The organism is Achromobacter animicus, assembly GCF_040775605.1.
GTDB classification, from domain to species: Bacteria; Pseudomonadota; Gammaproteobacteria; order Burkholderiales; family Burkholderiaceae_B; genus Achromobacter; species Achromobacter animicus.
Map to the genome: position 1 here is coordinate 3,735,545 of NZ_JAYGJK010000001.1, position 13,084 is coordinate 3,748,628.

Genomic DNA, 13,084 nt, shown 5'->3' on the forward strand with positions numbered 1-13,084 from the left:
AATGGTCACGCTGCATGAGGACCAACTGCGCGAGCTACTCGAGGAGGCTGCTCGACGCGGCGCACACACGGCGTTTGAGGAGCTGACGCTGTACCACTTGAAGGACGCCTGCGCCAGACTCGGGATGAGCTACAACACTCTGAAGAAGCGGATTTGCGAGGGTAAGATCCGCAGCATCGACGGGCGCATTACTGGCGCCGAAATCAGACGGTACCTTTCGTTGGACTAGCGCTAGCTCGGCCGAAGCCAAGCCCCCGCAATGGCTCAAAACCCGTCGGCGTGGGGCGTACTCGAGGACACCTGGGAGGCGGCCGGGGGACGGAGCGACGGCCGGCGGGTGCGCCTGCATCTGCGTCCCGGTGTCCCGGCACTATTGCCACAATGTCGCCTCCCGACGCATACTTGTGGCTCCAACGTTGGTGGAGGTGTCTGCCATGTATGAAGACATCCAAAGACGGGGTGCTATCGCCGCGCGCCAGGGCAAAACCCTTCTTGACTGCCCATTCTTCGTAGCAAACGCAATGCCTAGCCACACCGGAGAGCCCATAGACGAATGGCATGCACGGGTCGACGCATGGGAATCCGGATGGCGACAGGCTACCTGGGAGCGAGCTGCAAGACGGCCGATCAAGGAGCATCTGTGGGTCAGATTGCCGCCAGATAGCTGAATCACTTTATCCCAGGCGAGCGGCAATGCTGGACGCGTGCGGATTGTAGTAAACCATGGCCATCTTTGGATCGGTCCAGCCGAACATTTTGCACAGGTCAAGCACGTCGATCTTCTTGGAGATCATCGTTGCTGCAGTATGTCGAGTGTCATGGAAAGTGAAGCCGTCTAACTCGGCCCGCTTGCGGTATTTTCGGAACAGCGCATCCAAGGAAGCAGCGCGGACACCAAACACCAGCTCATCATCCCATCCCCTCATCCGCGCCAGAATCGCCAGCGCTCGGGTCGACAAGGGTACATCGCGAGGCCGATCGCTTTTCGTGTCAGGCAAATGAGCATGCTGATCATGCACGTTTGCCCAGGTGAGCCCGCATAACTCCCCGGCCCGCATGCCGGTGCGAAGTGCTAACAGCATGCAGTTGGCCACGGCTTGGCCCATACTCGCAACACGCGCGCGCCGGCTATAGCCCATCGTGCGCAGCATGGCCCGCACCTCCGACATACTGATGACGCGATCGCGGTGTTTTCCCTTCGAAGGCTTGCGGATCCCTCGGCACGGGTTGACGTCGACCCACTCCCACTCGAGACGTGCGGCTTCGAACACGGACGCTAGCAAACTGAGCTCGCGAAGCACGGACGAGGGACCGATTTTCTTCGACCGAGCATCTCGGAATGCGGCTACGTGTTGGGAGGTCACCTTAGAAATTGGCAAATTCAGCGGCAGAAGGTAGCTCTCGAACGCCGCCAGGCGGACCTGTTCCCACCTCTCCCCCTTCCGGTGGGGAGATACCTCATCGCTGTATTTGCGCAACGCTTCGCGCAGCGTATGTAGATCGCCGGCGGGCTTCGTAGCGTGGTCGCGTATCTCCGCCTCCCGCCGCGCCGCCCACTCGACCGCCTCGCGTCGTGTTGGGAAGGTATCGCTGTCGCGAACACCGGCTAATTTAATTTGAGCGCGATAGCCTTTTGCGGTCTTCTGGATGCTTGCCATTTGGGGCCAGGAGCGGGGCCGGGATGGGGCCGATGACTGCGAATTCTTGCTTTTTGGCAGTCAACCGATCACCCACCCACCCCGCCAAACCGTTGATTTGAAAGGCTTTGATGATAGCCTATCAACGGTTTTCAATAAGTTGGTGCGAAGGAGGGGACTCGAACCCCTACTAGAGTCAATGTTTGTGCGGCTTTCCGGTCGAATGTTGGCGTCAGGCTGTCATTGTACGCGGAAAGCCCTCTTTGAATGCCGCTCACAAGACAGGCCCGCACACCGTTGCGGGCCTTTTTATTTGGCCTCCACTGGATGGACCATCAGCGGTCCCAGATTGTTCCACTCGTTGCGGGTGACCCTTCCTTGTTCACCAAGGGCTACGCTATAACGGAGCTTCCCAGATGAAGGGTCCGGCCCATGGCGACTTACACCCACAGCCCTACGAAACGCTTTTTTGAACACCTTCCGCCGAACGGCGACCTTGAGTTGACGTTGCTGAAGTGTCATCTTCTCGTAGAGGAAGTGTTGATTGCGCTCATTGAGTCTAGGTTTCTAAAGCCGGAACGCCTTGAATTAGGAACCACGCCCTTCTCTACCAAAGCAATGTTGGCGCGCGCCGCCTTTCCCGGTGAAGACGATCCCTGGATTTGGGGTGCGGTCAACCTGCTTAACAAGGCCAGGGTCTCGCTCGCCCATGGGCTACAGGTAGACAAGACGGCGAACCTCATAAATAAGTTCATCGAACACGTCGAGAGCGCACAGCACTACCCTCTTGGAAACCCTGAAGGCCCTGGATTTGGGCGATTTCATTGGGCGGCGTTCGAAGTTTTCACTCACCTTGTGATCGTTGGCGGTGTCGCCGAACCCACTCGCAATTTAAACCGGTTGGCAGCGGCTCTACTCGCTTACCCACCTCTCGATACGTCAAAACAACCATACGTCGCCCCCGCGCCGTGAAAGTGCAGACATGTGCAGTCACTACCAAACACTGAAAGACGCCGAGCTGCTGCTCAAGCGGTTCGGCGTGACCAGGCCGGGCGTCCTCAGCAAGTACGACATGTGGCCGCGCTACCACGGCGTATTCGTACGCCGGCCGCCGGAGCATGACGCCGGCGACGAGGCCGTGCCCGGTGTGGAATCCGTGGTCGGGCGTTGGGGGCTGATCAGCGCAATGACCAAAGCCGACGGCCTGGACAAAGCGGGCAAACTATCGACGTTCAACGCACGCAGCGAGACGGCCCCGAAGTCCTTCACCTTTAGCAACGCCTGGCGCCGCGCCCAGCACTGCATAATCCCTGCCGATGCCATCTTTGAACCCGACTGGCGATCCGGGAAGGCTGTCGCCACCCGCTTCGCCCGAGCCGACGGCGCGCCCCTGGGCGTTGCGGGCCTCTGGGATCGCTACCGCGATGCGGCCGGCCAGTGGCAGGAGAGCTACACGATGCTCACCATCAACGCCGACCAGGATCCGCTCTTCCGAGACTACCACCAGCCCAACAAAGAAAAACGCATGGTGGTGATCCTTCCCGAGGGCGCTTACGGTGACTGGCTGACCGCGGGCGCCGATCAAAGCCGCGACTTCCTCATCCCCTTCCCTTCCGACAAGCTGGTCGCGACACCGGAGACCTGACCCCAATTCTGCTGCAATATACTGTATATCCATACAGCCATGTCGCAGCAGAATCATGCTTTGCTCAGTCGTCAGAACCCATTACCTCGGGCAGAAGCGCCGAGACAACGACCCCGCGCCCGCGGTCAGCGGCACCGTGCGGATGTACTCCATCACGCGCGAGGACATGCGTCGCCAGGTACGGGTGATGACCATGGACGGCTTGGCGAAGTTCGGCGCGACCGCGAAAGGTCCCATTCCCGATCTGCTTGAGCCAGAGCTCCTCACGTTCTGTTCTGAACGCGGCATGATGGTCTGCGGCTTCGAAGAGATCGACGGCCGGCGCTACTACCAAGGCTGGTGGATGCGCTGGACTCGCTGACCAACCGTGACACCGTCAAAGCACACTTCGAAAAAAGACACTAAGGCTTTTGATGATGGCTACCGTAGCTCTTCGAAATCTCCTCTTGCGCGATCTCTTTCGAAACTTGGTTTAGCAGGAACTCGACGGGCATGATGGCTATGAACACGATGACAACCTGCCAGATGGTGAGCATCATCAAGAAAGCAAACGAAATACCTCTAAAGAATTCCAAACGCTCTAGGACGAACGGCATCTGCTTAAAGACCGGGGCCAAAACGCCGACCATGAGGACTATCATCAGGATGAAGGTAGAGCTCACCGCAGGGGTGAGCAAAAGCAGCAGCTTTGCACTTGACCCCTTTGTCTCAGCAGGAGCTCCAAACGACAACTTGAGCCGTTCGGGATAGATGATTGCGAGCCACGCTCCGACAACGGCAAAAATTATCGCCGCAGTGTTCCTTAGCGCTTCGTATAGAGGCCATTGATTGACAAAGGGCACTGATTGACCGAACTGGAAGCCCAGAACCACCAACGCCACCGTCGCGCCCGCGCCAAGCGTCAGAACACCGTTTCGCAAAAGGATCCGCTTCTTGTCACCCATCATGATCCAGTGTTTTAAAAAGGTCGCGCCGCCGGGCGGCCAATTCGCGGCCGATCTCCCCGAGATCGTACACGCCGCCCTGAGCGTCCGGTAGATCGAATGTGGGGGAGTCGCCAGCGACCGCCCTGCCTACCCAATGGGTGGTACTCATGTCCCCAGCCAATTGAAATCCTAAATCGTCCCAGGCTGAAACAGCATCTGCTTCGAGTTCGGCCTCGATCATTGCATCAAGCTCGTCGGCCGACGGCGTGAAATCTAGCTCTAACTTCACGCGTCGGTGATCAACCAGTTGATGGTCCCGTCGAGCACCTCTGAACCAAGCAAATAGCCCCTGAGCAACTTGGCGCTCCTGCGCGTTGGCCGCCTCCAAGTGTCCGGTTCGGATCACTCGCACAATCTGCTCCCGATGTCGTCGGATGTAATTTATAGGGCCCGGCTTAACGAAAGGACTAAGCCGAAACATCGGCCGGACCTTCAAAATGTCGCCTCGTTTGTCCAAAGCGCGATAACCCACGACTCCCCTCTCGGCTTCCGAAACGACATACCCGCTCTCCGTTTCCAAAAATCGCTCAACGTAGCCGCGCATAGCATCCTTTCCCGTTGCGCGGGTCTCAATCCGGACCGTAGCCACTACATCATGTTCGGGGACAACCCAAAAATACGTCGCGAATCCTGGGATCGTGTCTTCCTGGATCTCATTGAGATGGATCTGTGGACGGTCACCAACCACTGAGTTCATGCTAATCGACGGAATTTTCCCCTCCGCGTCCGGAACGCGGTTCCACGTCGCGAACACCCAATCTCGTCCAACCTGCTCGATACCGAGGAGATAGACCGGGAGATCCTCTTCCCCACGCCTATCGACTAAGCGCGTGAGAGAAAAGCGCTTACCGCGCCCCCATTGACGCAATGCCTCGAACGTCTCGTTGAGATCACCCAGCACCCTGTTCCGACGTCCCCAGGGGTAAAAGCCGGCCTGCTCAACTCGGTGGAACACTACGGAAACCTTTTTTGCGCCCATGGATTAGTTCGTCTGGTGATGGATGTAACGTCATCCTACAACATCCTCCATTTGACTAACTCTCGGCTCGAGGAAGCGCGCGCAATAACTGTATATTTATACAGCTATTTGACTGGCGAGTATATCGAACTTCACAAGTTCCTTTCTACTAGTGAACTGCGCCGGGCCTTCGCACTTCGTCGTAGGATCGTTCGCAGGTCAGCCCGGCGATGCGGGCACGGTCGGCAATTCCCGCAAGTTTCTCAGCTCGTTCGCTAACGCGTCCGAGCATGTAGGCGAGCAGATCGACGGCGTCGGCCCCTGCCGGGCTTCCGTCGGTAAAGGTGGAATCGCGACCTGCTGCGGCGCTAGCCAGCGCGTCGGCGCGCTCGAGCAGCCTGCGGCGCTCATCACGAGCGCGAGCAGCATCCCCAGCCGCAGCAGCGGCCAATTTCTGAGCATCATCTCGTTGTTTCTCCACGGCAGCAGTACGCCGTTTCTCTTCCGTCCTCGCCGCTTCGACGGCGGTGACCGTGGCCTGAGCTTGGCTAACCCACGCCTTGGCGTGATCACGCTCAATTTCGGCAATCTGTGCGCCGTAGCGCCATCCCTGCGCCGTCCAGGCGCCGCCGCCCGCGAGCAACGCGCCAACGACCACCGCCGCGGTGTAGCCCTTCCACCCCGTCATTCCTGCAAGCAAACCCATCTGTTTGCCTCCCTTCGCGTGACGAGGCCGGGCAGCGTCACCAGCGCGCCGTTCTGGCGCCCCTTGACCCACCGGTTAAGCTCCGCACATCCGCCAACGTAATCGCGCGCGTTGAACTTGCGCCGCATGGTCGACGATGCCAGGTTGCCGGCGCCCAGGTTGTAGGTGAAGTCGATCAGTGCAGCGCGCTGCCAGGCGTTCAGCGGGACCTTGATCAGGCGTCGCACCGCGGCGTCCGCCTCAGCCAGGTCGGCGTCGCGCCAGGCATCGCACTCCGCATCCGTGTAGATCCGCTTCGGGTCGATGTCCGGCCCCGTGTGTCCGTCGCATACAGTCAGCACCCCGACGGGGTCAATGTACGGCTTGCCGCGCACCTTGCCCGGTTCGAAGTGCGCGACCAGAACGCCGGCGATGGCGATCGCGCCGGCGCTGCCCGCCGCCAGCAGCTTCCGTTTCAGGCTGTCCAAGATCATTTGATTCCCCTCCATGCTGAATAGGCCGTGATGATTGCCGTGCCCAACCCCACGATGTAGGCCAGGGGCTTTGCCACTCTGCCAAGTCCCTGCAGCACCTTGAACCCACCAGACAGCGCCTGGAACGTGTCAACGATGTCCTGTGTGTTCTGCCGGATCGTCTCGATCGAGGATGTGTTCCGGGCGGTTGCTTCTGCATTGCTTGCCATGTCCTGCTCCATCTGCACGACGCGAGCGTGCAGCGACTTTATGAAGGCGTCCGACAGATGTTCGTCAGCCATAGGACTTCCTTTGAAGCGACAACATCGCGTCTCCTTGAGACGAAAAAAATGCCCGCACATGGCGGGCTGAATATGAATACGATGGGTAGCGGCTATTGCCACCCTGTCACGTCAATCACGGCGATGTCGTTCTCCTCCGCATCACTCACGAAGCGCGTGTTGAAGAGCGGCGCCCATCCGTAGAATGCGCCAACCTGATCCTGCATCTTGGAATAGACGCCGGTGCTGCGTGCGGCGTAATTCTCGCCCCACAGCACAGAACTCCAGCCGCCCCCTGGCACGGGATAGCACTGATACCCGCGCCGGTTGAACGACGGACAGTAGGCCCATTTGCGCGCTGGTAGGCCGCCCACCTCCATGCCGTCGATGTAGCCGCTCCCCGTGCCGTCTGAGTTCCAATATCGGGGGATGCGCAGGTTGCCGTAAACGTTCATCGGCCTGGCGGTACTCATGAAGATGTGCCGGCCGTCCTGCGCCCATATGTCCATCGGGCCGCCTGTGACCCATGGCCAATCGAATATGTAGTATTCGACGGCCACCCCCACAAACGTCACGGTGAATGTGCCGTTCCCGTTGTTCAGCAGGCTCCGCATTGTTGCGAAGCCGCCTCCGGTGGGCACGAAGAAAACCACAGGCCGTACAGCAGCGAACGAAAACGCACCGCTGGCAGTGCCCATGTACCGCAGGAACATGTTGACGTTGCGACTATCGCAAAGCAGGTTTCCGGCTTGATCCCACAGCTCGAATGCAGCATCCGCCATCACTTCACCCCCCACAGCACCAGCATGTTTGCCCGCTGCGTGTTGGGCTCCGTGACAAACGACCAGGAGATAACTGCGCCGCTTCGCTTGATAGTCGGATAGTTGGTTCCACCGCTTGCCGCGGTGGCCAGAAACCACGAGTTTCCAGTGTCAGCGAGCTGCGGAATGCTAACGCTCCCGCTACTCGTGCCGGTGTAAAACTCGCCAAGCTGGCGGGCAATCCGCATTCCTGCGCTGAACAGCAGGACTCCAGAGGGGGACCACAATTCAAGGGGCATGACTGCCATGTCTACGACCCTCCAAAGCGCGCGCCGAGGACGCCATTGGGGTAGTAGTACCGCATGCCCCGGTTGTTGATCTCCGTCCGCGATCCGTCCGCCTCCGTGCCGTTGAACGACATAAGGCCGGAGCGCATGTTCAGGTTGAACACGGGCACACCGCTGGGATTGAGAGCATCGGAGCTGAGGTTGTCCTTGAGGTTGAGGGCCCCAATGGTGGCGCGGCCGATGATTGCCTCGTTCATGAACACCTGCCCGCCCTGCACCACAAAAGGCGCCTTCACGGATCCGGTGGATTCGTCCAGGATGGCCACGCGCGCCGCAGCCAGCAGAATCTGCGACGTGATGACGCCCTGGTTGTTCTCGACGCCCACGCCGATGCCGGCGAGGTACGGCACACCGCCCACCGTGAGCTGGGTTTTGATCGTGTACATGGCCGCCAGGGAATTTACGATGGCGTCGATCTGCACCTGAGCATCGCCGGCTTCGTCAATCCGATCCAGCAGCGCCTGGGCGAGCTGGGTTTCGGTGATCTGGCCGGTGAGATATTCCAGGATCTCGTCCGCGCTGTTGCTGGACGTGCCAATGACGCCCGGATTGCCCACGGGGAAAAAGTCTCCTGGGATGCCGGTGCGATCCACCAGCCGGGCCCAAAAATAAAGTCGCTTGCCGGCAGACAGCCCCATCAGGTCATGGGTGTTTTGCGGGAACGCGAACTCGCCCATCTTGATCGCGCTGCCCTGGTTCTGCGATTCCGAATACCAGATTTCCGTCCGCTCGATGATGTAGTTGCCGGCCGGAAAACCCCAATTGAGCCGGATGCCGAACACCATCCCTTGGGCGGTCAGGTGCGTCACCTGCGGCGGCGGAAGGACGTTGCCCTCCAAGTCGGTGGACGCGGACATTCCCCATGCAGAAGGGATGTTCGCTGCGTTGATGGCGCGCACCCGCGCGAGGTATCGGCCGGTGCTGATGCCCCGGATCTCGACGGACGCGGACGCCGTGCGCCCCGCCTCAATCCAGTCCGAACTGTTACGCCGCCACTGGACTTGATACTCCACCGCGTCCTGCACCTTGTCCCAAGTGATGAGGGCGTTGTGGGTTGCAATCGTCTGATCGAGCGTCGAATAGGATGACAACGCCACGTTCTGCGGCGCCGGCATGACCATGGGCGGTATGACCGTGATCGGCGGATTCTCCAGACGCGTGCCATAGTCCACGGCGTCGTACTTGCCCGGGACGTGCTGCACGGCCGTGATCGTGGCATTGAGGACGTTTTCCCGCGTGATGCTCACCACGCGGAAAAGCTGGGTTGAAAGCTCCTCAGACTCGATAGTCCACACTGCCTCAGCCTCCGGGATCTCGGTAAAGGGCTGGGTGACTGTAATTTCCAGGGTTGCGCCCTGGATCCCGATCATGTCGGCGGTGATCTCGGTGCTATCAGCAGTCCATATCGTCTGGTCTGCCGTAATCATCGTGCCCACCGCGCCCTGGATGATCCTGGTTTGCGTGAGCCCGTTGGGCATGTTCAGGATCAGGCGATCTCCGGACCGCACCCCCACGGCCAGATCCACCACGATGGTGGTAGCAGTTGCGGAATGAATCCGACCGCCGATACGGCGCCCGGCGCGATTCTTGTCCGCGATGCGTATGACGGAGCCAGGTTTCACAACGGCCTGCTCCAGCCCCACGCCGAACGTCACGCCCTGCGTTTCGCGCTGCGACGAGACGAGAGCCCACTTTCCGGCGCGCACGGCCTGGCCGCGGGACGTGCAGCCGAACGCCGTCATCTGGTACATGCGAACGCCATAGCGGGAAATCGCATCCCGGTCTTCCACCGCCTCCATCTTGGCGATGCCCTGATTGCTGCTGTCGTTCCAGGACACCTGCACCACCGTGTACCGAGTTCGGCGCGGGCTGCCGGCGTAGCCGAACCGACCATCCAGCACATTCGCATTGGTGAAGTTGTAGACGGGGTCCGAAGGAATGTCGGCGGACGCGGCAATGGAGCCATTCATCTCGTAGACGATTCCGCGGAACACGCTGGCCAGATCCGACATTACGCGGTAGGCGTCCGCCGCCTGTTGGATGTACACGTTGCAGGTGAACCGAGGCTCCATGCCGCCGAAGCCGTCGGGCACCTGCTCATCGCAATATTGGGAGACGGGGTAGAGCTGCCATTTGGCCATGGACAGCCGCGCGGGATCCAAGAACGCGCCGGCGCCATAGCGCTGATTCGTCACCATGTCATACCAGATCCACACCGGGTTATTGGTCCACGCCTGCTTAAACGTCCCATCCCAAACGCCGGTATAGGTCCGCGTCTCCGGATCGTAGTTGCTGGGCACTGCGATGACGCGGCCGCGGAATCGGTACGCGCGTGTGGGAATCGCCGAAAACTGGCTGGCATCAATTTGGATGCCGACCGCGGCGGACATCGGCATGCGCAGCTTCGCATCCAGCACGTTGGTGATGGATTGGATCCAGGTGGCGTTTGTTAGCGTATCCGTGGCGGAGTCGATGGAGAGCCGGCGCACGCGAACAACCCACCCCGTCTGCGCGCCCTGCGGCAAGTCAATGCGGTGGGTCCGCGCGTAGGTCTGCGTCGTCTTCCCATCGAATGCCGACACGACAACCTCCTGGAACGGCCCGCCATCGGTCTGCAGGTCAATGGCGTAATCCACGCGCGCTCCCCCGCGGTCCCCATTGCCGGTATCCACCTGGAGGAGCCCCCTCACCTCCAGCGTGATGCGGATGGCCGACAGCGAGCGATCCGTGACCGTCTGGACCCAGGGGACGCCATACTTCAGTTCGACGCCCAGACCGGTAGTGCTCTCTGCGGCCGGGAAACCCTGGATGTAGTCCTGCGCCTGCGTGCCGTTTCGAAAATCCACGCGGACGCCCTGGAAGTTGAGCGAACCGTCTTCGTTCTCTATGGGCGTTCCATCCAGGTAGATGCTGCGCAGGATGGAGTTCAGGCCCGTCACAGGGCCCACGATGGGCCCCTCGCTGATCAGGTCCAGGACCTTGGCGTAAGAGATGCTGTGCAGGCTGTCAGGAGCCTCCACGGGAGAGCGAGCGCCGCCCCCGCCCTTGCCGCCCTTGCGGCCGACAATCGTGATCCCGCCTTGGCGTGCAATGTGGCGCATGGGCCCATCAATAGAAAACCCGCCGGCTTCGGCGGGTGAAAGTAGACGTTGCATTGTTGCCTCTACGCTTGGTCTTCGGCATAGATGCCGGCGGAAACTACCGCGCTCCCCGCCCAGCATTCACCGTAATGGAGAGGTACGCAGTTCCCTTGCGCGGTGGTGTTGACCGCACCATTGAAGTTGTAGGACGCGCCGTTGTTGGGACTATCCTTGGTCGAAAGCCCGGTCTGCGTGGGGCTCAGCATCTGGATAGCCCCACCCAACCCAATGACGGCGCCCATTTTCATAAGCGAAGTCCCGAAGGCGGCCATCGTGCCCGAACTGAGTACGTTGATCACTGCGCCCACTGCCACCATGGCCGCGCCTAAGATGGTCTGAAACACGCCCCCGCGCTTCGCCCCCTGAATGACAGGCGCGAATCGGATTTCCTCACCGTCAGCGGGCGCGTGCTGAAGGTCCTGCTCCGCGATGTTGCGCCGGCCCAGAAACACCGCGTATCGAACGCCGCGGCTGCCGGAGGAGATCATCTCCTTCTCGAATCCCGGAAGAATCGCGCAAAGAGCCTGCACAGCCTCAGCCGCACTTCGCACGGCGAGGCGGTGAACCCGACCAAACCGCGCGCCCAGCAGGCCGTAAAGCCGGATAGTGCAGATCCGGTCATCCATTCGGCGCCTCCCGATGTCGCAGTAGCAGGCGCGTGATCTCTTGCCAGTAGCCGCCATACACCTCGCGAGTGGATAGCCGGCCGTACAGGTGATGGAGCATGGTCCCCTGCATAGGGAACAGGTCCGGGCGCTCGGAAAGCCGGCCGTCGCCCAGGTAGACGGCGCCGTGGTTGGTCCGCTTGGCCAGGTGATTCATGAGGATCACGTCCCCACGCCGCACGGCTTCGCCCGGGGCCAGCGGCCGGAAACCCGCGGAGGCGAAGTTATCCAGGTAGATCTCCTCCTCGCCCTCCCACCAGCCATCGGCGCGGTGGAAATCAGGAATGGATATCCCCATTTCCCTCGCAAGAAAGTCGCGGATCACGCTGTAGCAGTCCAGGACGCCGTGATGAAACGTGCGCCCCAGCAGCGGCGCTTGATAACCCGCGGGGGAAAACGCCTCGATGGCGAGCGCTTGGGGCGCGTCCTGACCAATGTCCTTGCGCACCTCTACGATGTACCAGGGTATCGCCCCTACCCGCTCGGCCATGGTTTCGCAGGCCACGAGATCCGCCTCCGATGGGAAGGCCGTGTTATCCGGGTGCGAATGGACAAAGGCCACCACCGCGCCCATATCCTCAGCTGCTGCCCAATCGTCCGGGCGCGTTACGAAGCCGGCATCCGGCGCATCGGCCACGTTCTGGCCGCGCACATAGATTTCGCGGCCGTCCGAATGGGACACGACGAAGCCAACACATTCCGCGGGATACGCCTCCTCGGCGTGACGGCGCATGGCTGAGAAAGTTGCTTTCTTCATGCTATCGAACCCGATCAGCAGCGGGGAACCCGCCAAAGTTGATGACCGCCGCCACCGGCTCCACGCCCTGCTCTGCGCCGAAACGGAGCTGACACGAGCGCACCAGGCCGGCGCAGTTGTCCTGGTCAGGGCTGGACACGGGTCGGTCCTGGCCGTCGAAATATGCGGACCCCGTGTACTGGCAGTACGGGCCGCGATAACCACCTATCCATTTCCACGGGCAGATGGTCGCCACGATCTGGCGCCCTGGTAGCTGGCGCCCATCGAACGCCAGGCCCGTCGCAAGTTCGAACTCAACCACCTCCGGCGTTTCGTTCAGCTTCTGCTCGACCAGCCACACCTCAAGCGGCAACTCCTCGCCGGGGTCATAGTTCGGGTTGCCGTCCGGAAAGTTCGCCGGGTCGAGATACTTGGCAAGCGTCTCGCGCACGGTCAGCACGCAGCCCACCAGATCGTCCATGGCAATGCACAGCGACGAGATCACGCCGGCCACGGGCTCGCCGTTCTCATCCTCGCCGATGTTGCCCACTGAGAGAGTCGGCGACGGCTGTGACGTTTCGCCAGTGCGTTGAAAGTCGCGGGCTTCCAACGCCCAGGGCGTGTACTCCTGTCCCTTCCAGAAGATCGGGCCGCTTTGGTTGTGGTTGTGAAAGCGGAGAATGGGCCCGCCCTGGTTGCTGGTGTCCAGCTCGAACAGACGTACCGAATCGCCCGGCTCCAGTTTCTGGATGTCGGTGATGATGCTCATG

The 13,084-nt window shown here is 60.8% G+C and carries 17 protein-coding genes; 5 read left to right on the forward strand and 12 right to left on the reverse strand.

Going from position 1 to position 13,084, the window contains the following annotated elements:
- Position 1 precedes the first annotated feature (1 nt).
- Both AB3147_RS16995 and AB3147_RS17000 read left to right on the forward strand, forming a co-directional pair.
- The gene (locus tag AB3147_RS16995) at positions 2–229 is read left to right on the forward strand and encodes a hypothetical protein (RefSeq protein ID WP_367352512.1); all 228 of its coding nucleotides are present in this window, start codon (positions 2–4) and stop codon (positions 227–229) included.
- A gap of 205 nt (positions 230–434) precedes the next feature.
- A complete protein-coding gene (locus AB3147_RS17000; protein ID WP_367352513.1) occupies positions 435–668 on the forward strand; it encodes a CrpP-related protein in 234 nt (77 codons plus the stop codon).
- Between the two features lie 6 nt (positions 669–674).
- On the opposite strand, the gene AB3147_RS17005 is transcribed toward AB3147_RS17000, so the two are convergent.
- Entirely contained in the window at positions 675–1,658 is a 984-nt protein-coding gene (locus AB3147_RS17005; RefSeq protein ID WP_367352514.1) for a tyrosine-type recombinase/integrase, read from the reverse strand.
- 411 nt (positions 1,659–2,069) lie between these two features.
- On the opposite strand from AB3147_RS17005, the gene AB3147_RS17010 reads away from it, so the two are divergent.
- The 3 genes from AB3147_RS17010 to AB3147_RS17020 are packed head-to-tail and all read left to right on the forward strand — an operon-like array spanning position 2,070 to position 3,643.
- Positions 2,070–2,609, forward strand: a complete 540-nt coding sequence (locus AB3147_RS17010; protein ID WP_367352515.1) for a hypothetical protein — start codon at positions 2,070–2,072, stop codon at positions 2,607–2,609.
- A 10-nt stretch (positions 2,610–2,619) separates the two neighbouring features.
- Positions 2,620–3,282 carry an SOS response-associated peptidase gene (locus AB3147_RS17015; RefSeq protein WP_367352516.1) on the forward strand — a complete coding sequence of 221 codons (663 nt, stop codon included), beginning with the start codon at positions 2,620–2,622 and terminating at the stop codon, positions 3,280–3,282.
- A gap of 55 nt (positions 3,283–3,337) precedes the next feature.
- Positions 3,338–3,643 carry a hypothetical protein gene (locus tag AB3147_RS17020; protein WP_367352517.1) on the forward strand — a complete coding sequence of 102 codons (306 nt, stop codon included), beginning with the start codon at positions 3,338–3,340 and terminating at the stop codon, positions 3,641–3,643.
- 40 nt (positions 3,644–3,683) lie between these two features.
- Here AB3147_RS17020 and AB3147_RS17025 read toward each other — a convergent pair whose 3' ends face one another.
- The 11 genes from AB3147_RS17025 to AB3147_RS17075 all read right to left on the reverse strand — a co-directional run bounded on the left by AB3147_RS17025 (position 3,684) and on the right by AB3147_RS17075 (position 13,083).
- Positions 3,684–4,229: a hypothetical protein gene (locus AB3147_RS17025; RefSeq protein ID WP_367352518.1), complete on the reverse strand. Its 546-nt coding sequence runs from the start codon at positions 4,227–4,229 to the stop codon at positions 3,684–3,686.
- Positions 4,219–5,247 carry a hypothetical protein gene (locus AB3147_RS17030; RefSeq protein WP_367352519.1) on the reverse strand — a complete coding sequence of 343 codons (1,029 nt, stop codon included), beginning with the start codon at positions 5,245–5,247 and terminating at the stop codon, positions 4,219–4,221. The genes AB3147_RS17025 and AB3147_RS17030 overlap by 11 nt, the downstream gene beginning before the upstream one ends.
- A 148-nt stretch (positions 5,248–5,395) precedes the next feature.
- Positions 5,396–5,932: a DUF2514 family protein gene (locus AB3147_RS17035; RefSeq protein ID WP_367352520.1), complete on the reverse strand. Its 537-nt coding sequence runs from the start codon at positions 5,930–5,932 to the stop codon at positions 5,396–5,398.
- Entirely contained in the window at positions 5,911–6,405 is a 495-nt protein-coding gene (locus tag AB3147_RS17040; protein WP_367352521.1) for a lysozyme, read from the reverse strand. Before AB3147_RS17040 ends, AB3147_RS17035 begins: the two co-directional genes overlap by 22 nt.
- Positions 6,402–6,686 carry a hypothetical protein gene (locus AB3147_RS17045; protein WP_175122336.1) on the reverse strand — a complete coding sequence of 95 codons (285 nt, stop codon included), beginning with the start codon at positions 6,684–6,686 and terminating at the stop codon, positions 6,402–6,404. The genes AB3147_RS17040 and AB3147_RS17045 overlap by 4 nt, the downstream gene beginning before the upstream one ends.
- Before the next feature lie 92 nt (positions 6,687–6,778).
- Entirely contained in the window at positions 6,779–7,447 is a 669-nt protein-coding gene (locus AB3147_RS17050) for a hypothetical protein (RefSeq protein WP_291384950.1), read from the reverse strand.
- The gene (locus AB3147_RS17055) at positions 7,447–7,734 is read right to left on the reverse strand and encodes a hypothetical protein (RefSeq protein ID WP_367352522.1); all 288 of its coding nucleotides are present in this window, start codon (positions 7,732–7,734) and stop codon (positions 7,447–7,449) included. The genes AB3147_RS17050 and AB3147_RS17055 overlap by 1 nt, the downstream gene beginning before the upstream one ends.
- 2 nt (positions 7,735–7,736) lie before the next feature.
- Positions 7,737–10,928, reverse strand: coding sequence for a host specificity protein J (locus AB3147_RS17060; protein ID WP_367352523.1), 3,192 nt, complete (start codon positions 10,926–10,928; stop codon positions 7,737–7,739).
- A gap of 8 nt (positions 10,929–10,936) precedes the next feature.
- Positions 10,937–11,539 (reverse strand): tail assembly protein, encoded by a 603-nt coding sequence (locus AB3147_RS17065; protein ID WP_367352524.1) that lies wholly within the window; start codon positions 11,537–11,539, stop codon positions 10,937–10,939.
- Complete coding sequence (locus AB3147_RS17070) at positions 11,532–12,335, reverse strand: C40 family peptidase (protein ID WP_367352525.1); 804 nt, start codon at positions 12,333–12,335, stop codon at positions 11,532–11,534. Before AB3147_RS17070 ends, AB3147_RS17065 begins: the two co-directional genes overlap by 8 nt.
- A gap of 1 nt (position 12,336) precedes the next feature.
- Positions 12,337–13,083: a phage minor tail protein L gene (locus tag AB3147_RS17075; protein ID WP_367352526.1), complete on the reverse strand. Its 747-nt coding sequence runs from the start codon at positions 13,081–13,083 to the stop codon at positions 12,337–12,339.
- Between the last annotated feature and the right edge of the window lies 1 nt (position 13,084).